At 50.4% G+C, this 20,988-nt stretch carries 17 protein-coding genes; 15 read left to right on the top strand and 2 right to left on the bottom strand.

The genetic code is table 11. The features are described 5' to 3' along the window. Positions 1-112 precede the first annotated feature (112 nt). From MKX74_RS16135 to MKX74_RS16125, 3 genes are all read left to right on the top strand, one after another. A complete protein-coding gene (locus MKX74_RS16135) occupies positions 113-784 on the top strand; it encodes a sulfite oxidase-like oxidoreductase (protein ID WP_341179111.1) in 672 nt (223 codons plus the stop codon). A gap of 3 nt (positions 785-787) precedes the next feature. Beyond that, complete coding sequence (locus MKX74_RS16130) at positions 788-1,594, top strand: nucleoside phosphorylase (protein ID WP_341179110.1); 807 nt, start codon at positions 788-790, stop codon at positions 1,592-1,594. Between the two features lie 190 nt (positions 1,595-1,784). After that, positions 1,785-2,138, top strand: a complete 354-nt coding sequence (locus MKX74_RS16125) for a hypothetical protein (protein ID WP_341179109.1) — start codon at positions 1,785-1,787, stop codon at positions 2,136-2,138. Positions 2,139-2,265: 127 nt separating this feature from the next. Here the strand turns inward: MKX74_RS16125 and MKX74_RS16120 are convergent, their stop codons facing one another. After that, positions 2,266-2,862: a thymidine kinase gene (locus MKX74_RS16120; protein ID WP_018886321.1), complete on the bottom strand. Its 597-nt coding sequence runs from the start codon at positions 2,860-2,862 to the stop codon at positions 2,266-2,268. A gap of 322 nt (positions 2,863-3,184) precedes the next feature. On the opposite strand from MKX74_RS16120, the gene MKX74_RS16115 reads away from it, so the two are divergent. The 12 genes from MKX74_RS16115 to MKX74_RS16060 all read left to right on the top strand — a co-directional run bounded on the left by MKX74_RS16115 (position 3,185) and on the right by MKX74_RS16060 (position 20,709). Next, on the top strand, positions 3,185-3,394 hold the full coding sequence (locus tag MKX74_RS16115) for a hypothetical protein (protein WP_018886320.1): 210 nt from the start codon (positions 3,185-3,187) through the stop codon (positions 3,392-3,394). Positions 3,395-3,597: 203 nt separating this feature from the next. After that, positions 3,598-5,019, top strand: coding sequence for a dihydrolipoyl dehydrogenase (gene lpdA, locus MKX74_RS16110; RefSeq protein ID WP_341179108.1), 1,422 nt, complete (start codon positions 3,598-3,600; stop codon positions 5,017-5,019). Between the two features lie 154 nt (positions 5,020-5,173). Beyond that, entirely contained in the window at positions 5,174-6,202 is a 1,029-nt protein-coding gene (locus tag MKX74_RS16105; protein ID WP_028589030.1) for a thiamine pyrophosphate-dependent dehydrogenase E1 component subunit alpha, read from the top strand. Positions 6,203-6,205: 3 nt separating this feature from the next. Beyond that, positions 6,206-7,192 carry an alpha-ketoacid dehydrogenase subunit beta gene (locus MKX74_RS16100; RefSeq protein ID WP_018886317.1) on the top strand — a complete coding sequence of 329 codons (987 nt, stop codon included), beginning with the start codon at positions 6,206-6,208 and terminating at the stop codon, positions 7,190-7,192. Positions 7,193-7,297: 105 nt separating this feature from the next. Further along, positions 7,298-8,680, top strand: a complete 1,383-nt coding sequence (locus tag MKX74_RS16095) for a dihydrolipoamide acetyltransferase family protein (protein ID WP_341179107.1) — start codon at positions 7,298-7,300, stop codon at positions 8,678-8,680. A 99-nt stretch (positions 8,681-8,779) separates the two neighbouring features. Beyond that, positions 8,780-9,469: a lipoyl(octanoyl) transferase LipB gene (lipB, locus tag MKX74_RS16090; RefSeq protein ID WP_341179106.1), complete on the top strand. Its 690-nt coding sequence runs from the start codon at positions 8,780-8,782 to the stop codon at positions 9,467-9,469. Between the two features lie 368 nt (positions 9,470-9,837). Next, a complete protein-coding gene (locus MKX74_RS16085) occupies positions 9,838-10,941 on the top strand; it encodes an ATP-binding protein (RefSeq protein ID WP_025678450.1) in 1,104 nt (367 codons plus the stop codon). Beyond that, positions 10,929-13,661: a DUF5682 family protein gene (locus tag MKX74_RS16080; RefSeq protein WP_341179105.1), complete on the top strand. Its 2,733-nt coding sequence runs from the start codon at positions 10,929-10,931 to the stop codon at positions 13,659-13,661. The genes MKX74_RS16085 and MKX74_RS16080 overlap by 13 nt, the downstream gene beginning before the upstream one ends. Beyond that, on the top strand, positions 13,637-14,836 hold the full coding sequence (locus MKX74_RS16075) for a VWA domain-containing protein (protein ID WP_341179104.1): 1,200 nt from the start codon (positions 13,637-13,639) through the stop codon (positions 14,834-14,836). The genes MKX74_RS16080 and MKX74_RS16075 overlap by 25 nt, the downstream gene beginning before the upstream one ends. A 56-nt stretch (positions 14,837-14,892) precedes the next feature. Further along, a complete protein-coding gene (locus MKX74_RS16070; RefSeq protein WP_341179103.1) occupies positions 14,893-18,417 on the top strand; it encodes a DUF4132 domain-containing protein in 3,525 nt (1,174 codons plus the stop codon). Positions 18,418-18,497: 80 nt separating this feature from the next. After that, positions 18,498-20,288 (top strand): hypothetical protein, encoded by a 1,791-nt coding sequence (locus MKX74_RS16065; protein ID WP_341179102.1) that lies wholly within the window; start codon positions 18,498-18,500, stop codon positions 20,286-20,288. Between the two features lie 121 nt (positions 20,289-20,409). Next, on the top strand, positions 20,410-20,709 hold the full coding sequence (locus tag MKX74_RS16060; RefSeq protein ID WP_341179101.1) for a hypothetical protein: 300 nt from the start codon (positions 20,410-20,412) through the stop codon (positions 20,707-20,709). Between the two features lie 147 nt (positions 20,710-20,856). On the opposite strand, the gene prli42 is transcribed toward MKX74_RS16060, so the two are convergent. After that, positions 20,857-20,958 (bottom strand): stressosome-associated protein Prli42, encoded by a 102-nt coding sequence (gene prli42 / locus MKX74_RS16055; RefSeq protein WP_018886308.1) that lies wholly within the window; start codon positions 20,956-20,958, stop codon positions 20,857-20,859. Positions 20,959-20,988 lie beyond the last annotated feature (30 nt).

Raw genomic sequence — 20,988 nt, 5'->3', positions numbered from 1 at the left:
CGGAGATTGGGATGAGCGGATTACAGCCAAGCACCAAGGGATGAGGATCAAGGGTTAAAGATGTGCAGATACACATAGCAATCAACGATGTATGGACTAAGGAGGGAGCCGCTTGCATAACAAGGCTGAGCGACTGAAAAAAACGAAGACACCCCTGCCGGGTGTCGCCCGAGAGCATGGTGACCGCCTGCCTCCAGGACAGGTGCTGACAGAGAAATTTCCGATTCTGCACGAAGGGGAAGTGCCAGAATACGACATGACCACTTGGGATCTGAAGGTGTTCGGGGAAGTAGAGGAAGAACGCAGCTTCTCCTTCACAGACCTGCTGGCCATGCCACAGGTGAGCATCGTAAGCGACATTCATTGCGTGACGCGCTGGTCAAAGTTCGATACCCCGTGGGAGGGTATTCGTTTCTCTGACTTTCTGAAAGAGCTGCGGATTAAGCCTGATGCCAAGTATGTCATGATTCATGCAGACCATGATTATGAGACGAATGTTCCCCTAGAGGAGCTACTGCACGATGATGTGCTGCTGGCCTTCAAGTATAACGGTGAACCTCTAACCCCCAAGCATGGTTATCCGTTGCGTTTGGTTGTACCTCAGCTATACTTCTGGAAGAGTGCCAAGTGGGTACGAGGGCTGGAGTTCATGAAGGAGGATCGCAACGGATTCTGGGAGAATAATGGCTTCCATCATTTTGCCGATCCGTTCAAGGAACAGCGCTTCTCGGGGGAGGACCTGCCGATCCCAGAGGATGAATGGACGAAAAAGGAGTTTGATTGAGCTATGTTAATGCCTATTTTGCAAATTCACTCCGAGGATGTTCCACCATACGCCATTGTATGTGGTGATCCTGCACGTGCGGAGAAAATCTCCCGCAAGCTGGACAATGCACGTGAGCTGGCATTCAGTCGTGAATACAGAACTTTTGTCGGTGCATATGAAGGGGTGAAGATTGCCGTGGTCAGTCATGGTGTCGGATCACCAGGAGCCGCGGTATGCTTCGAGGAGCTTATCCGCGCTGGCGTGAAGACGCTCATCCGCGTTGGTACAGCAGGCTCCTACACGGCGGAATACCCTGCGGGCAGTGTTATTGTCAGCACGGCAGCAGTACGAACAGATGGACTGACACGACAGCTCGTACCCGAAGGATTTCCGGCTGTAGCGGATAGCGGGGTGACGGAGGCTCTGTACGCTGCAGCGCTTGTCGGGTCTGCTGCTCATTCGGCTGCTGGAAATGCAGAGCCTGACCAGGCAGTCGGCTCAGCTGAATTTACAGCGTGTAAGGTGGGGAAAGGCATTACCGTGACGCTGGATGCTTTCTTTACCGGAGTGGAAGACATACCGCATCGTAAATTCAAGCTGGCTGGTGCGCTGGCAGCAGAGATGGAGATAGCAGCACTATACATCGTCAGTACGCTGCGTGGAGCACGAGCAGGTGCCATCGTAGCTATTGATGGCTTCGCGGATAGCGATCTGGCGGCCGAGTATGACCCGCATACGAATGCCGTGGCTGCAGCTGTTGAATTAGAGATTGAGGCGGCACTGCGTGCCTTGACTCATGTAGCGCGTCAGGAGGAACAGGGTGCCTGAATGTGCGAAGGTCTGATTGCTGACATAATTTAAGAGATGGACTGCTTATGTTACCCGAGGACCGATATTGGCCTCGGGCCATTCGCGTTGGCTATTGGTTAGGCGTCGTATAAGGGAAGATAACGGGCGATTTGACACCGATGGTTCAAATGGTTTACTTTGGAGGTAGGCGCTTACATGAGATTGTGAAATGTCACAATTTATGGAAGGTAATGGTGTGGGGAACAACAATCTGCCAAAGGAGAGCGTGGCCATGTGGAACTTCATATGGTATGTACTAATCGGAGTTATCATGATATCTGCTATTGTGGTTTTTCTGCAGCGGACCAGAAATCCGCAGGATAGTCACCGTGATCAGGATGCGCGTGGAGCTAACGTGGTGAAATTCCAGCGTAAGCCTGAGAAGGCACCGAAGACGCAGAAATGCAGCTTTTGCAAAAAGGAAGAGAAGCTTACCTTCTATGCTGGGGATAACGGTCAAATATGGGGCGTATGCAAGAACTGCAAGCCTCAGGCAGAGCGTCGGGATATGCTACCCTTGTAGTTGCAAGCTGATTTTTAATAGTCTGGTGATGGGCTTCGATTCGTATATACCGCTCAGAGATGCAGGTGGCTGTCCCTGGCATCTCCGGGCTATGTATAACGTATCGCCACCGTTCCGTCGGTGTCTGTTAGTTGCAATCCACCTTGTGGGGGGGAACAAAGCATTCCCGGCAACGTGGCTCATAAGCCTCGGAATCGCCAATCATGACGATCGGACCTACCTTTGCAGGTTCACCGTTCACAATACGCTGTGTGAAGTTCGCCTCAGCACTGCCGCACACTGCGCAGAATGAGCTTAGCTTCTCAATGTCATCGGCCATGGCGAGCAGGCCACCAATGTAGCCGAACTCTTTACCTCTGTAATCCATATTCAGACCATCGACAATGACATGCTTTCCGCAATAGGCCAATTCCTGCACAAGCTGCATGATTGGACGACTAAAGAACTGCACCTCGTCAAAGGCAACCACATCCGCATCCTTCGTTTCGACCAGAATCTGCTGTACCGTCTCCTCAGTCAGCTTACGAGGAATAGAGATAGCAGGGAGCCTGTAGCCAATGCGGCTCACAATCTCATCCTCGGCATACCGGTTATCCTCTGCCGGCTTGTACGCTACTACCTTGCGACGCCCATACTTCATAAGCTTCTGGCAGCGGCGGATCAGTTCTCCGGATTTCTCACTGAACATGGGACCCGTAATTACGGTAATACGTCCTCTAGACAATACGATTCTCCTCTCTTTCCTAACAACAAGACATACAAGGCTTAATATGCAACCTGCGAACCTCTATCCGAAGAAAACGCCATTATAGATTACCATACCGCAAGCTCACGTTCCAGATAAAATCATACAATGGTGATCGATCCCAGTGCTGTTGCTATACGCCTAACCTATCCTGTATTGTATTCGAAAGTCCCCGGGGGGTTCTGCTTTCGGTCTTCTGGTGCTTATGGTCAAGAGACTCCATATATGGATTGCTCATTGCTATGACACTTTGCCACATGGTAAGGTAAGGTGATACGAACAACAGAAAAGGTGATGTGTCATGGCAGATCAAGCTAAGGATTACACGGCTCGAATAGAGGAGCTTCGGCAGAACGGGCAGCTAAGTCCACAGGCAGGAGAGCTGATTGCTCAAATGGCTGCCAAGATTCAGGAGCTGGAGCAACGTAATGAGCGTTTACGGAAGGCAGTACGAGCACAGTCCGGGACGCCGCGCATGTCGAGTAAGCTCAAGGATGCCCTTTATGAATAGTCCATGTTACATAGGAAGCGTAAGGATAATAAGAACGGATAGAAGCTACTGTACACGACGATTGCCAGCGCTCCGCTGTCATGAGCAGCAATCATACGTGTCTCTTTCGTTTGCGCAGATTTGTAAATGGTTAAAATTTTCATAAATACCGAATGGAATAATGGATATCAATGCATTCAAATATGTAATTAACGGAGGAAGCTATGACGATTAATTGTGATGTGGCGGTGCTTGGTGGAGGAACTGGTGGTTATGTGGCGGCGATTCGCGCAGCCCAATTGGGCAAGGAGGTCGTCATCATCGAACAGGACAAGCTTGGAGGGACCTGTCTGCACCGTGGATGCATTCCGAGCAAGGCGTTGCTGCGCAGTGCAGAGGTGTATGCGACTGTCAAGGAAAGTGCTGCCTTCGGCGTGGAGACTGCGGGTGCTACGCTTGTGTTCCCCAAAGTGCAGGAACGCAAGGAGCAGGTAGTTCAGCAACTGCACCAAGGGGTGCAATATCTGATGCGCAAGAACAAGATCACGGTACTGAAGGGAACAGGGCGCGTCATTGGGCCTTCGATCTTCTCGCCGAAGAGCGGTTCCATTGCCGTGGAGCTGGAGGATGGAGAGATGGAGACCGTCGTGTCAGGCAATCTGATCATTGCCACGGGCTCCCGACCACGTCAGCTCCCAGGACTTGAACCCGATGGACAGTATATCATGAGCAGTGATGAAGCGTTGACGATGGATGCCCTACCAGCTTCCATTATTATTGTCGGAGGCGGCGTCATAGGTGTGGAATGGGCTTCGATGCTGAATGACTTTGGGGTGGAGGTTACCATTGTGGAGGCTGCTCCGCGCTTGCTGCCTGCTGAGGATCCGGATGTGTCCAAGGAGCTGCAGCGCCTGCTAAGCGCCCGTGGGGTTAAGATTCTGACGAGCTGTGAGCTTCTGACAGATAGCTACGGCAAGGACGAGGAAGGCATCCAGATTGACATCAGACAGGGCGAGGAGACGCAGACGTTGAGCGCGGTGAAGCTACTGGTGTCTGTCGGCAGACAAGCCAATGTAGAAAATATCGGATTGGAAAATACAGATATCCGCGTCGTGAATGGCTTCATAGCCGTTAATGCGGATTATCAGACGCACGAGCCTCATATTTATGCGATCGGGGATTGCATTGGAGGGGTACAGCTTGCCCACGCTGCCAGCCATGAAGGGATTGCTGCGGTTCATCATCTGTCCGGAGAACAAGCTCACCACACACCTGACCACATGATTCCGCGTTGTGTGTATACCCGTCCTGAGACGGCCAGTGTGGGGCTGACGGAGGAACAGGCCAAGCAGGCTGGACGTGAGATCAAGGTGGGCAAATTCCCATTTCAAGCCATTGGCAAATCACTTGTATACGGCAGCAAAGATGGCTTCGTAAAGGTGATAGCTGACCGTGAGAGCAATGATATTCTTGGTGTGCATATGATCGGTACCCACGTAACGGACCTGATCAGCGAGGCTGCACTTGCACAGCTGCTTGATGCTACACCATGGGAGGTCGGCCAGCTCGCATATCCGCATCCGACGCTCTCCGAAATTCTGGGAGAAGCGATGCAGGCAGTAGATGGGAAAGCGATTGGAATCTAGCCTTGAAATCGGATGATGCAAAATGCTAAAGCAGGTGTTTTCTTTTTCGGAAGAAAACGATTATAATAGGGTTAAGCCAAGTCTTAGTACCAGGTTTTAAGACAAGACGGTATGAGTACTTGAATGCAGGCTGTATAACTCGGGAGGTGTCTCCATGAATGCAAAAAGTGCTGTGCACAGCAAGCAAAGGCATGAGCAGTTAGGATTGACAGATGAGCAAGCTATTGAAATGTATAGATTCATGCTGCTGGCGCGTACGTTCGACGAGCGTAATCTGCTGCTGCAGCGTGCAGGCAAGATCAATTTTCACGTATCCGGGATCGGGCAGGAGGCTGCACAAGTAGCGGCGGCTTTTGCTCTAGACAGGGAGCACGATTATTTTCTACCCTACTACCGTGACTATGGGTTCGTCCTATCGGTAGGGATGACCGCTCGTGAACTAATGCTATCTGCCTTTGCGAAGGCAGAGGACCCGAACAGTGGCGGCAGACAGATGCCAGGGCACTTCGGAAGCAAAAGGCTGCGGATCGTGACGGGTTCTAGCCCGGTAACGACGCAGGTTCCTCATGCCGTGGGGATTGCTCTGGCTGCGAAGATGCAGAAGAAGGACATTGTATCCTTCGTGACCTTCGGTGAGGGCTCCAGTAACCAGGGAGATTTTCATGAGGGCTGTAACTTTGCTGGTGTCCACAAGCTGCCAGTCATTATTATGTGTGAGAACAACCAGTATGCAATCTCTGTGCCTGTGCACAAGCAGCTCAGCGGCAAGGTTAGCGATCGTGCGCTTGGATACGGCTTCCCAGGTATTCGCGTGGACGGCAATGATGCCTTTGCAATCTATGAGGCAGTCAAAGAAGCACGTGAGCGAGCCATTCGTGGCGAAGGTCCGACGCTGATCGAGGCCATGATGTACCGTCTGTCCCCGCACTCCACTTCAGACAATGATCTGGCTTACCGGACCAAGGAAGAAGTGGACGAGAATTGGAAGAAGGACGGACTGCTGCGAATGAAGACGTATCTGATTGATGCTGGCATCTGGGATGAACAGCGGGATCAGGAGCTGAAGACAGAGCTGCTTCAGGTAATGAAGGATGCTATCGAATATGCGGATAAGGCGCCGTTTCCTCAGCCTGAGGATACACTTCTGCACGTGTATGCGGACAGCAGCGGAGAGGGGCAATAGCACATGGCAGTAATGGAATATATTGATGCCATTCGGTTGGCAATGAAGGAAGAGATGGAGCAGGACGAGACAGTGTTCGTGCTCGGTGAGGATGTTGGCGTCAAGGGTGGCGTCTTTACGACCACCAAGGGACTGATGGAGCAATTCGGGGAGATGCGGGTTATGGATACCCCTCTGGCTGAATCCGCAATTGCTGGCGTAGCGATCGGGGCGGCCATGTACGGCATGAAGCCTGTTGCAGAGATGCAGTATTCCGATTTCATGCTGCCAGCAACGAACCAAATCATCAGTGAGGCGGCCAAAATCCGCTACCGCTCGAACAATGACTGGAATTGCCCGATCGTGGTCCGTGCGCCGATTGGTGGTGGTATCTTCGGTGGGCTCTATCATTCTCAGTGCCCGGAATCCATCTTCTTCGGAACACCCGGCCTGAAGATTGTAGCGCCGTATTCGCCTTATGATGCCAAGGGACTGCTGAAGGCAGCCATTCGTGATCCTGACCCTGTGTTGTATTTTGAGAACAAGAAGAGCTACAAGCTGCTTAAGGGTGAGGTGCCTGAGAGCGATTATATCGTTCCGATCGGGGAAGCGAATCTGCTGCGAGAAGGGGATGACATTACGGTCATCAGCTACAGTCGTACGCTGCAATTCGTGATGGAAGCAGCTGCGGAGCTGGAGAAGGAGCAGGGCATTACTTCTCATGTACTTGATCTGCGCACCCTGCAGCCACTTGATCGTAATGCCATCATTGAAGCCGCTCGTCATACAGGTAAGGTACTGATCGTCCATGAGGACAACAAGACGGGCGGAGTTGGTGCAGAGGTCTCGGCGATTATCAGTGAGGAATGTCTCTTTGATCTGGATGCGCCAATCGCTCGCCTGTGCGGGCCAGATGTACCTGCAATGCCGATTAGCCCGCCGATGGAGAAGTTCTTTTTATTGAACAAGGACAAGGTGAAGGAAGCCATGCAGGAGCTTGCTCTGTACTAGGCTAGTACGAGAGAGGCCCTTAAGTGACATCACAATTAGCACGAATGTGCGGCGTGAAGCCGTGTAGTCGAGAGCTGATGGATGTAAATCAAGGAGTTGAAGAACATGTCTGACAACAAGCAGTGGACTGATGTAGTCATGCCGCAGCTAGCGGAATCACTCGTCTCTGCTACCATTGCCAAATGGCTCAAGCAGCCTGGTGAGAAAGTGGAACAATATGATCCGATTTGTGAGGTCATTACCGATAAAGTAAACGCGGAGATTCCTTCTACGGTAGATGGAATCATGGGCGAGCATCTGGCTGTGGAGGGGCAAGTGATCGCAGTTGATGAGATCATCTGTCGTATCCAGACTTCAGAGGGACACGGAGCAGCCCAGTCTGCGCAGCAGCCTGAGCATAGCCCAGTCATTGCTGAGCTGGAAGCTGAGAACGGTGCTGATCAATCAATGCGTCATCGCTATTCTCCGGTAGTTCAATCGCTGGCGGCTCAGCACGGAATTCAGTTGAGTAACGTCACAGGCACAGGGATTGGTGGGCGTATTACCCGCAAGGATGTACTGGCGTATGTGCAGCGCAAGGATACAGTTGCTCCGCAAGCGAGTAAATCAGCCCCAGCGGGCATAGCTGTGGAAGCACCAAGAACCAATGTCAACAGTACTGCCTCCGTCCCAAGCGAACAGGCAACTGCTACGCTCGGTGATGCTGCAATACCTGTTCGTAACAGCGGAATTCATCTGACGGAGATGCCGAAGATTCCTACGATTGAGGTTGAGGATGATCCTACAGGCAGAAGTGAATATTATATTGATGTGACGCCGATTCGCAATGCAATCGCCCGTAATATGCGCCAGAGTGTGTCAGAAATTCCGCATGCCTGGACCATGATCGAGGTTGACGTGACGAATCTGGTTATGCTGCGCAATCGCATTAAGGATGAATTCAAGCGCAAGGAAGGCATTAATATTACTTATCTGGCCTTCCTGCTGAAGGCCGTGGTGAATGCGATCAAGGATTATCCAATCATGAATTCCTTCTGGGCCGTGGATAAAATTATCGTGAAGCGGGATATCAATATCTCGCTGGCAGTCGGCACGGAGGACTCCGTATTGACTCCGGTTATCCAGAAAGCAGATCAGAAGAACATTGCAGGGCTGGCCCGTGAAATTGATGATCTGGCGCGCAAGACCCGCGAGGGCAAGCTGAAGCTGGACGATATGCAGGGCGGGACATTTACGGTGAACAACACAGGCTCCTTTGGCTCCATCCTGTCGTATCCCATTATCAACTATCCACAGGCTGCGATTCTGACTTTTGAATCCATCGTTAAGAAGCCTGTGGTTATAAATGACATGATTGCGGTTCGCTCAATGGCCAACCTCTGTCTGTCTCTGGATCATCGTATTCTGGATGGCGTCATCTGTGGACGATTCCTGCAGCGTGTGAAAGAGAACCTGGAGAGCTATTCTTTGGAAACCAAGCTGTATTAAAAAAAAGCTGTATGTAGTCAGTCTTATTCAATTGGGCAGTATTCGGATGAACAAGGCGCGCGGCTTCTTCGTGTCGCTGAAGAGAGAAGGGTACAGGCTGTGAACAGACGTCCGCTTGAAGTCAGCTATATACCAACAATGCCGTATGGAGAAGCATGGGAATTGCAAAAGGATATTGTGCAGGCGCTTGACCAAGGCTCAAGACAGGAAGCGCTGTTGCTGCTGCAGCATCCTCCAACATACACTATCGGCTCGCAGCGTCATCCTGAGCACCTGCTGCTGAGCACAGAGCAGTTAGAGGCAAAGGGAATCTCGGTATTTGAGATTGACCGCGGCGGCGATATTACGTATCATGGTCCGGGACAACTGGTCGGCTATCCACTGTTGATGCTCGGCTATGGACAAGACCTGGACTTGCACGGATATTTGCGATCGCTGGAGCAGGTCATTATCGACCTGCTTGGTGAGTATGGTCTGGAAGGGACACGCAAGGCAAGCTACACAGGCGTATGGATCGGAGATCGCAAGATCGCCGCGATCGGGGTCAAGTTCAACCGCTGTAAGCACCGCAGAGGCTTCATTACCAGCCACGGCTTCGCATTCAATGTGGAGGAAGGTGTGGAGCAGGACGGCTTCAGCGGGATTGTTCCGTGCGGTATTCAGGATTATGGAGTAACCTCGCTGGAAGGTGCTTTGGGTCAGAACATCAGCGTAGAACAGGTGGCAAAGGACATTTTGCCGCACTTTGTGCGCAATTTTCCCTACGATATTCAGAGAAATCATTCATAGACAGACCCAGTATGTATTCATAGATCAGATTGTGAGGAAGTCCACAGCGTATCTGGGCTTCCTTTTTTTGTTGAAACGGACTAGATTTCTAAATCATACATAGACTCAGGAAGGAGTAATAATGATTACTTCAAACCATTACAGTTCACTGGAGCTCAGTATAAATTGCTATAATTCCAGATATTCAAAAATAGGTGTTCACATTTATACCTACCAGCTTCCCATGTAAGTCCAATGACTCATGCAAAATGGCAGCAGAAGGGGACGAATCAACCATTTTTGGCGGGTAGTGTCGCTTGGACTTAGGGCGCTATGCTATGATGAAAACATGAGAACATACGATCTGTTTCGCGGAAGGGAGAACAACCATGCTAGAGATGATCAAGCCTCCGGCTGAGACACTATACGAGCAGGAGCTGAGGGCTCTGCGCGAGGAGGATACAGGTAGAAGACCGCCGAATTGGCTGCTGTCACCTATGTATGTGAGAGACTTCATTATAGGCAGAGACAAGCCTGTCATATTGGATGGACAAGAGGTTCGGATAACACGCAAATTTTACGGTAACGATGTATTGATTGAGCGGGCTATTGTAACGCTGGCTGGGAATCGGGGACTGATGCTGGTCGGAGAGCCAGGGACGGCCAAGACGATGCTGAGTGAGCTGTTATCTGCGGCCATCTCGGGCACCAGTCTGAATACAGTACAGGGTACGGCGGGAACGACGGAGGATATGATCAAGTATTCCTGGAACTATGCCATGCTGCTCGATCAGGGACCGTCTGAGGCTGCGCTTGTGCCGTCGCCTTTATACCAGGGAATGAAGCAGGGGATGATTACTCGTTTTGAGGAGATTACACGCTGTCCCTCCGAGGTACAGGATAGTCTCATAAGCATCCTGAGTGACAAAGTGCTCAGCATACCGGAGCTGGAAAGTGGCGTATTGTTCGCGAAGCCTGGCTTTAATGTCATTGCTACGGCGAACATTCGTGACAAAGGTGTCAACGAGATGAGCGGAGCACTCAAGCGGAGATTCAACTTTGAGACGATCCATCCAATAGGCAATGTCAAGATGGAAGCATACATTATCGAATCTCAGGCCAAAAATCTGCTTCAGCATAATGGTGTTGAAGTAGAGATTGAGCAGGATGTTGTGGAGCTGCTGGCTACGACCTTCATGGAGCTGAGAAAGGGCCAAAGCCGCGAGGGCTACAAGCTGGATATGCCACAGGCGACACTGAGTACGGCAGAAGCTGTATCTGTCTATGTGCAGAGCGCCATGACCTCCTACTATTATGAGGATCGACCTGTTACCATGGATCGACTTGTGCAGAATATGCTGGGAACGGTGGCTAAGGAGAGCGACAAGGATTTGTCAGTGCTCAAGGGTTATTTCAGCAAGGTCGTGAAGGAACGTGCCAGAGAGGACGAGCTATGGAAGGCTTACTATGAGGCGAGAACATGGATTCGCTGATGTCTGTCGCGAAGGCGGATAGCAGGACGGACAAGCATTTTACGGATTCGAACATTTCCATGACTATGTCGCACCATTCCACAATGGACGATCTCTCTGCGCTAGCCTCTGAGGAGTCGGGTGTATCTATGGAACAGCTAGATCTGCTATACCGTGAGCAGGTATTTAATTTGTCATCTAACGTAGTGTATTTTCCGGTACGTCATCATAGCCCGGCTTGCTCGTTTCATTTATTGCAAGCAATAGAAGCCTATAAGCCCCAAATTATATTAATTGAAGGCCCTGAGAGTGCAGACCCGTTAATTCAAGTATTGACGGATGAGGCAACTGTACCGCCTGTAAGTCTGTATTGTATGTACGAGACAAATGTGGAAAAGGCGGCCTTCTACTATCCGCTATTGAGCTACTCTCCTGAATACGTGGCGATGAGGGAGGCTGTGCGTCAGAACATTCCTGTCCATTTCATTGATCTGAATGTTCGCCCGCATTTCCTGAAAGCTCAGTCTGAAGCTGATATTCTCGCCAAGAAGGAGAGACAAAGACAAGAACAAGGCAGAGACAGGTCATCCTTGCAAGATGAGACGCTACTCACCTCCTCGGCATTCATGGACACGCTGTGCGAGAGTCTGAATTGTCGGAGCTTCGATGAGTTGTGGGAGAGATTGTTCGAGATTCGTGGTCTACAGCTCCGTACGACTGATTTTGCCCGTGAAGTATTCACCTATTGCACCTTATCGCGTATGTGCTATACGATACAGCGCCTTCAGGAGGAAGGGGAGCTAGAGCGGGAGCAGAACATGAGGCGTCACATCAGTCAGGCTGTTCAGAATTATGAGCGGGTCCTGGTGGTAACGGGTGGCTTTCATACGTATGGTCTACTGGATCGAGGACTGAAGGAGAGCGGAGGTCTGGAAAGGCAAGCAGAAGAAGTGGGTAAGACTGCGTCTAAAGAAGCGTCAAAAGATGTGTCAAAAGATGTGTCAAAAGATCTGTCTAAGGATCTGTCTAAGGATGTGTCTGAGGAAGCTGAGACAACCGCTACTACATCTTCATCTGAATCCACAGCTGGTAATTGTGAAGCAGCCCTGGCGACTCATGATTCTGGCGCTGTGAGCTCAGTTCAGTATACGAAGCAGATGTACCCCATGATCTATACCTTTGCCGAAGCCGATCGACTGAATGGCTACGCTAGTGGTATGCCATATGTGAACTATTACGAGCTGGCATGGACCCATATTGAGCAGTCGAGACAAGAGCCCTATACACGTACATCGCTGCAGCTGCTGACAGCATTGACCCACAGGCTACGTGAACAGAAGCAGCATGTATCTACCAGTGATGCTATTGAGGCTTATGCGATGTTACAGGGATTAGCTCACCTGCGCAGCAAACACGAGGGAGGAGTCTATGAGCTCCTGGATGCAGTGCTATCCGCCTTCGTCAAGGGTGAGTATTCGATCGCCACGTCTGAACCCGTTACGAGGCTGAAGGAGCTGTTAACGGGAGACAAGATTGGTCAGATTGCGCCCAATGATTGGCTTGTTCCCATTGTGGAGGACTTCAAGCGTCATGCTGCTGCGGCTAAGCTACAGATTAAAACGACAGCCAGACATAAGAAAACACTGGATTTGTACGCGCGACCTGACCATCGACGGATTAGCCAATTGCTGCATTGTGTGAGCTTTCTGGTGCCGGAGTTCGCCGAGAAGAAGGCAGGCCCAGATTGGCTGGGCAATCGGAACATGAACCTTGTGCGCGAGACATGGACATATTCCTACTCAGCATTGATTGAGGCAAGATTAATTGAGAATTCGATATTTGGCGGTACACTTCAGGCCGCAGCTGTACGCAAGCTGGAAGAAGCAGCGACAGAGATACCGGGGCATCATAGTGGACGGCTGGCAGATCTGCTTCTGCACGCTCTTCTCATGGGACTGCAGGAGCTCGCGAGCAGTCTCTATGGACTCGTACGCGCTGCACTGCGCATGGATGGCAGTCTACTGTCGTTATGCCAGACGCTGCGTGTCCTATACCGCCTTCAACAGCATGGGGTACTGCTGGGCCTTCGTGATGATGAGCAGCTTCCGCAGCTGCTTGTTGAGGCATATCGTTTAGCGGTAGACAGATTGCCTGCTATTATAGGGACAGCACCCGATGAGCACAACGACATCGTTGAGGGGCTAAAGCTGCTTGCGATGCTGTCCACTGCGTCCGATGTGCTTTTTGATAGTAGGTTCAGAGAACAGTTGACAACGCTACTGGAGGAGGAGCTGCCGCCATTGCTTGAGGGCGTATGTATGGCGCTAGCTGTGTCTGCAGGGGATCGTAGCCGAGCAGAGATCGCACAACGAACGAGAGGATATGTTTGTGGTACACCAGAACAGGTCCAGAAGTCTGCGCTCTATCTACAGGGACTATTCACGGCTGGGCGTGATGTGTTCTTGTATGATGATGAGCTGCTGATCGAGGTCAATCGTCTTCTGGAGGAGCTTCCGCATGAGGAGTTTATTGCTATGGTAGCGGAATTAAGGCTTGCGTTTACCTATTTCACTCCTATGGAGACCTCACTGATTGCAGACCGTGTGGCACATATGCTGAATTCACAGGATGCCTTGCTGGAGGAAGCGGGTGTGGAGGAGCAAGAGCTGCTACGTGCTCAGGCCCTTGATGACGCATTGCGAAAGGAGTTCACCGCATGGATGCTGATCAACACGAAGTAGATGATGGAGTAATACAGCGTACTTCTACAGCGGCAAACGCCAAGTCAGGGTCGACAGAACTACTGAATCGATGGCGATTATTACTGGGAGCCTCGGCAGAAGAGAGTCTGTCGCAGAATTCAGAATATAGCTATGATGATTACTCTTATACGGAGCTGGATGAGGTACTGGGCTATCTGTATGATCGTGAATATAGCGAGGAGCAGGGCTTCCGTCGTGAAGGGGGACAAGGAGCTCCCCAATTAACGGTACCAGATTGGCTGCACAAGATCAGAACACTTTTTCCCAAGACAACGGTAGAGGTATTGGAGAAGCAAGCGCTGGAGCGCTACGGCCTGTCAGAGCTACTGACGGATCGGAAGCTTCTGGAGTCACTAGAACCCAATATGAATCTGCTCAAAAATATTATGCAGTTCAAAGGTCGCATGAAGGGTGAGGTGCTACGTAGCGCTAAGGACATCGTGCGTACAGTCGTAGAGGATTTGCGCCGCCGGTTGGAGCTTGAGGTACGTTCCAGCATTTTGGGCAAGAAGAGTCGCTATGTGAGCAGTCCCGTAAAGTCGCTGCGTAATCTGAATATGAAGAAGACCATAACCCGAAATCTCAAAAACTATGATAAAAAACGCGGCAGATTCGTCATTGATCGTCTTTATTTTGATGGAAGTGTCCTGACCTACAATAAATGGAACATCGTCATTGCTGTCGATGAAAGCGGGAGTATGCTGGATTCTGTTATTTATAGTGCAGTCATGGCGAGTATCTTCCATAGTCTGAATGCGTTGCGTACGCATCTGATTATTTTTGATACCGAGGTGGTGGATCTCAGTGATCGGCTGGAGGACCCGGTTGATCTGCTGATGAGTGTCCAGCTTGGTGGGGGGACGCATATTACCAAGGCACTTCGTTATGCGGAACGTCTTATGGATAACCCGGGCAAGACGATTTTTGTATTGGTAAGTGATCTGGAGGAAGGTTACCCGCTTCCATATATGTATAAGGCCTGCAAGGATATTGTAGACGCGGGAGCAAAGCTACTCGTGTTAACAGCGTTGGATTTCAGCGGTGAAGCAGTATACAACCGGAATGCTGCCCAGGCCTTGAGCAATATCGGAGCCGAGGTTGCAGCTATTACACCGAACGAGCTGGCGGAGTGGGTTGCTGGCGTCATTCGTTAGATTACACGAGGTTACTTGTGCTATATGAATCATCATTGGAATGGGAGGGCTAGATTATGCTAAAGGAAACTTTAACGGAGCAATCATTAGTAGACAAGACACTGGAGCTGTACGGGAAGGATAATCGCCTGACGAAGCAGGATATCGAGCAGATTCGAAATTATGTAATGGGCAAAGAAAGTACAGTTCCAAGGCTCAGCTCAATTTCCAATTTTTCTTTCAGCACAATAGATCACCTGGAGAAGCTATTCAAGCAGGGGACCAGCGATGAAGCTCTTCGCTTATCCGCAGTGATCCTGACGAATAAAGGTCTTAGCTGGGGAGAATATCTGATTCCTGTCATCTTCCGTAATCAGATCTATCCAGTTGGTCTGGGCAAGACGAGTAAGAATGGAGCAGAACGTATGGAACGAATGCAGCCCATTATGGACAAGCTCTCGTCTTACCTTGGAGAAGCCGAGATGAACAGGCTGATTGAAAAACAATTGGGACAAAGTGAGATGCGTGCTCGTAGTGCGGTCACTCCGCATCAATTGATACAAGCCTTGCTCCTGCTGAGACTTTACTATCAAGCTAATGCGGATCAGGCGCAGGAGGGTCTGAAGAGAATTCCGGAATGGCTGCGGTTGGTAGTGACTGAGGATGCAGACGAATTACGCAAGCAGTTACATACGGCGATGGAGCCAATAATTCTACGGCGGGCAGATTACCGGGATAGACATAATGCGACCACTGCGGATCTGAATGCAGAGTGGGTTTCAGAGCGTCGTACACAAGTAGTTGCTACTCATTTCCCTGACAGCAGCGTGAATGCCAAAGAATTGCTGCCAAGGACTACACTGATGGATACGTTGTACCTGATAACTGCTGCTCTCCTGTATCGCTGCAACCTCCATGGTGGAAAGGACAGGATACTGGCTAGTCAAGAGGAGATCGATCAGGTACTGCTGGAAGCAGTACGACTGTTGCATGAGGTATGCCCACTGGAGGTTCGCAGCCATCTACTGAGGATGGATTATAACTCCTCCAAGCCAGATGAGTTGCTTGAGGGGCTGCTGCCTACGGATGAACCCTTTTCATTCATCGAGCAGTTGGCAGACTCGTTCAAATACAACATGATTACTTGGCGAAAGCTGCTAGACATGATCCCGGGACATTTGGAGGAGAGTCATCGGGCTTACGAGATTTTGGAGAATCCTTTTTTGAAGCTGATTATCCATACCGTGCTTGCCGACCAGGGGAAACTACTTCCAAAAGGTGCTGGAACCGTAGAGCAGGCTATTATAGCTCATCTGAGAAATAAGGCATTCAGCGGACGCTTTGGATTGATGCTGGCTCGTTATCTCGAAGGTGAGCTTACTCTTGAGGAATATTGGGGCGACCAGCAGAACCATGGACTATTCAACAGACTGAACAAGGATATGAACCGCAAGCAACTCGTCATTGCACTGTCCTTCCTGCCGCTGGAGTCCGAGGCAACTCGTCGTCTTGCGAGCCTAATCTCGTACAAGGGCGTCAATACACTGGAATGTGTCTCGGAGCTATACCGATCCTATGCTTTTGACGGACAGAAGTTACTGGAGACCTACGCAGATCATCCCGAGGTAGATCACCAGAAGCTGCTTGAAGCGCTTGTCTGGCTGAACGGAGTAACGGGCGATACGTATGACTATAACTTTATGGGGGAAGAGGCTTATCAGCGTCTGCTTCACACGTATCCAGAGGCTGTGCTTGGAAAATATGATGAGCTCTCTACGGATGCACGAGAGTTGTTCCTGAACACCATGCTGTCATCATGGGAGCAGCAGCCAGCTGAATTAATGACAAAGGTGTTCCTGAAGGGGTTGAATGATTCGTCCAAAAAACTCCGCAAACAGATCACTGCGGCCTTCACGGATCGAGTAGATCTTCAGTTGTATAAGGATGTGTATCTTGCCAGTAAAAAATCATGCATCAAGGAGCAGGTGCTGAATCTGATACGTCGACTTCCTGAGGCCAAGGATGCGTACACCGAACTGCTGTCGAAAGAGAAAAATAGCGCTCTGCGCGAGCTTATTCAGGTGCTACTGGATACGGCAGGGCAAGGTCCGGCACATGCACATGCTGCTCTGGCAAGACAGGCGGATGAGAAGAAGAAGTCCCGCCTGAGCTGGCTCTCGCTGGCGGATCTACCGCTGCTCAAGGATACTGATGGTCAGCCGCTGAGTCAGGACATTCAGGTATATGTGCTACTGCAATCCTTGGAATACAACTCAGGGCCGAATGAAATGCTGGAGGAGATGAATGTTTACGTGCAAGCTGCCTCCCTGGCAGACTTCAGCAGTGAGCTTATACAGCAATGGCTTCGGATGGGGGCTCCTGCGAAAGAGAAGTGGGTATTGTATCTGGGGGCAATGTTCGGAGACCGCAGGCTGGTGGATTTGCTAAGTAGGGAAATCAAAGGCTGGTCTGAGAGCGGACGAGGGGCTATTGCAGCCGAGTCTGTCAAGGTGATGTCCTACGTCAAGGATCTATCTGCCCTGATGACCATCGACAAGCTGGGGCGTACCATTAAGAATCGTCAGGTAAAGACGGCGGCGACGGAAGCGCTGCAGATGGCAGCAGAGAATGCCGGCTTGACACAGGAGCAGCTGGAGGATCGACTCATTACAGCGCTTGGTTTTGATAGTAAAGGTACACAGCGTCTCAGCTATGGAGCCCGATCCTTCCTCGTCAAGGTGAATCGTGATTATCAATTGAGCGTACTGAATGAAGAGACAGGTAAGGTGGTCAAGAGTCTGCCTGCACCAGGTGAGAAGGATGATGCCGAGCAGGCTAAGGAAGCAAAGACCCGCTTCACTCAGCTCAAGAAGGACCTGAAGACGATGGTTACTTTGCAGTCACAGCGGCTGGAAGAATCCTTGTCCAAACAGCGACTATGGTCTGCCCAAGAATGGACGGATTTGTTCGTTAACAATGTGATTATGCATCACTTTGCCGTAGGACTCGTGTGGGGCGTCTATGAGAACGAACAGCTCAAGGATACTTTCCGATACATGGACGACGGAACCTTCAACACGGTTGATGAAGAGGAGTACGAGCTGGAGGCAGATGTCCGGATTGGACTCGTGCACCCGTTGGAGCTTGATCAGGAGCAGCTTGAGGCCTGGAAGACTCAGCTTCAGGATTATGAAATTGAACAGCCCTTCGAGCAGTTGGAGCGAATCGTATATATTGTCGCAGAGGATGAGAGGAAGTCGCGTGAGTATGCTCATTTGCCTGCCGAAGAGTATTCTCCAACAGCCCTTCCCAAGACGCTTGAGAAATATGGCTGGTATAAAGGTGCCCCTGCAGATGGTGGCTTCTACCACGAGATGTACAAGGCGTACGGCGAATTGATTGCCGAGCTGCAATTCAGTGGAACCAGTGTTGTGTACTATGAGGGCCTGGAGGATATTACACTTACCTCGCTGGAGTTCTATCGCAATCGGCACAATAAATACCACTCCTATTACAGGGATGAGGCTATGGAGCTAGAGCGTGTACCCGCTCGTGTGTACAGTGAGACCATCTATGATATTTTGCGTGCTACAGGACGGTAAGAGCAACTGCTCGGTGAGAGCAGTATAGGAAGCGCATCAAGGCAGCGGTGTAGCTGCGGCGAACAGGAGGAGGATGGCGTATGGATGATGCTGGCTATAGGTTGCAATTTAATCAATTTATCGACCTATGCACAGAGGATTATTTGATCCGTTATGCCAATAAAGGGTTGTACAACCGCGCTCTTAAGGAAATAGCCAAGGGTACCCGTGCTGATTATACCTTTCTGCCTGCGTCGGTGAGCTGCCAGCTTGATGATGGAACGACATGTAAGCTGTATAACACGCTAGAGAAGTGGGAATGCAGTTGCCCATCTGAAGCTATATGCAAGCACATTCTAATCTCCGTATTATATTATCAGCAGCAGCTCATGGAGAGCCGTGAGGAACCGGAGGGAACGGCTTCGCAGGTGGATAGTAGCATGGTGGATGCGCAAATCTCAGCACAGGTTCCAATGGAGACTGACGCGAACGCAGTATCCCAGATAACCAAACCAACCCATGCAACACCGTCCCCTCAAGCTGTTCAACCCAAGGTCGATTTTAGCTGGCTGCTGACCCCGGAACCTGAATCTCTGATTGCTGGTTTTAAGCCGGCAATTCTGGAAGAAGTGGTGTTCCGGTTGAAGTATGAGGAGCCACTGGAGGTCAAGCATGACTCCTTGTTGACAGTACGATTAGCCAGACGAGAAGTAGAGGTATCCTTCACAGGAAAGCCTGAACCGGCGAAGGCTCTGTGCTCAGCTAAGGGTAAGGAGGGAGACCTGCTTCGACTAGAGGCGTTGCTGCGCTATCGTAGAATGCATGGTCTGAAGGATATCGAAGCCTTGAATTCCTCGTTGTATTCTGTCCGCTATTCTATGCAGGCAGTTCGTGAGTGCCGTAGACTCCTTCAGGAGCTGCTGTTGACAGGGCTAGCCAGATTGCCAGAGAGTATGCTGGCCAGGCTTGAGATTGCCGCGGTGACAGCCCATAGCGGGGAGCTTCCTGAAGTAGAACGGCAGTTGCGTGGATTGAAGGGGGATCTAGAACTATTCTTCAACAGACATATCCGGAGCTCCATGGGGGTACTCCTGGACCGCATAACCCGATTGGAACTGAGTCTCAAGCTATTGGAGGAACAGCAGCTGTCATTACCTCAATTATCCGAGCTGGCCGGGGAGTATCGCTCCCGTTACCATACTGTGCCTCGTTTGCAGCTGTATGGATTGGGAGCGGAGCCCTGGGAGACTCGTTCCGGCTATCGGGGGATTACTTACTATTTCTATTGTCCAGATGATCAAGGTATATATACTTATACCGATGCTCGACCGGTGTTCTATGAAAAGAACGAGTTCTTGTTCGAAGTGCATTATGCATCCTTTGCCCCATGGCTACCGGGATTAACGATGGAGCGTCTATCCAGAGAGCAGCTGGAGTTCAGGCAAGTGAAAGTAAATCGCGACCACAGGCTATCCTCGTCGGATTCGGCAGTGCTTGAATTGCTGCCACGAAATCGAATTGAGGAGATTCCGCTAGAGGGGGACTTGTTCAAAAGTATTTCACAGTTGGAAGGAGCCTCACGGCAGCCAAAACTATTTGCTGCCCGAACGGAGCAATTGGTTGTGCTGAAGCTTGAACGCATCGTGGATCGTTATTTTGATCAGTTGGCACAAGAGCTGATTCTGATTGGGGAAGATACGGACCAACTCAGGGTGACTATGACGATTCCCTATGATCAGGAATGGAAGACGGCTATCCAAGCATTGGAGAAGGATAATCGCACCCAGGAGCTGGAGCATTTTTACACGCTCGTAAGAATACAGGGACAGAAGCTCTATCCGATCAGTTTTTTGAAGGGAACGCAGGTGGTCAATCTCAAGCTCGATCTGTAGCTTCGGATCTACTGAACTGGATAGAAGAGCAATCTTTAGTTATTATCCAGTCTCAGTATTAAGACTAGCAAAGCAGGACTATGCTCAGAAAATAAATGAAGAATAGGAGTGAGGTGAAGTCGTGCAGGGAATGCATTCGCTCAGTGATAAGATACATAGCTGGTGTCAGGAGCTACTGCTTCGAGGCTTGTCTCAGCTCACATTGGATGATCTGGCTCTACTAGAGCAGCGGTCGGCAGAGGCTGCCCGACTCAATCTCCTATTCCTCCAGCAATTGCTGGAGCAGGTGATATATACTGGACGAGCTGCTGTACTGGGTGGTGATGCAGGTCCACAATTGCTGGAGGCCTACTGCATGCTTAGTCAGTATGTTAGTCTGATTGTTCAGGAGCCTGAGGCTCTGCATGCACTGGCAGAATGATCTGAAGTTGAGATTGAGAAGGTCGGTTGTAATTAAATACCAGCACAAAATAGGCAGTCTGCTTCTAAATGCAGCCTGCCAATTTGTGTTAAGCATTCGCTCTTATTTGCTGTTATTAGTATTGTTGTGTTGTCATCTTACTGCTGGTTATCTAAATATAAGAGGCTCCAGCACTGCCAGTAGGGTCGAGCCGACCATAGCGATTAGCATGACGTATACAAATACTTTGAACCATTTTTTGTGCTGCATGTGTAACTCCTTTATAATGAAGATGGAATG

Origin of the sequence: Paenibacillus sp. FSL K6-1230 (assembly GCF_038002385.1) — a bacterium.
In the GTDB taxonomy this organism is placed as follows: domain Bacteria; phylum Bacillota; class Bacilli; order Paenibacillales; family Paenibacillaceae; genus Paenibacillus; species Paenibacillus massiliensis.
Note: the sequence above shows the minus strand (reverse complement) of the source record. Positions and strands in the feature narration are given on the sequence as shown.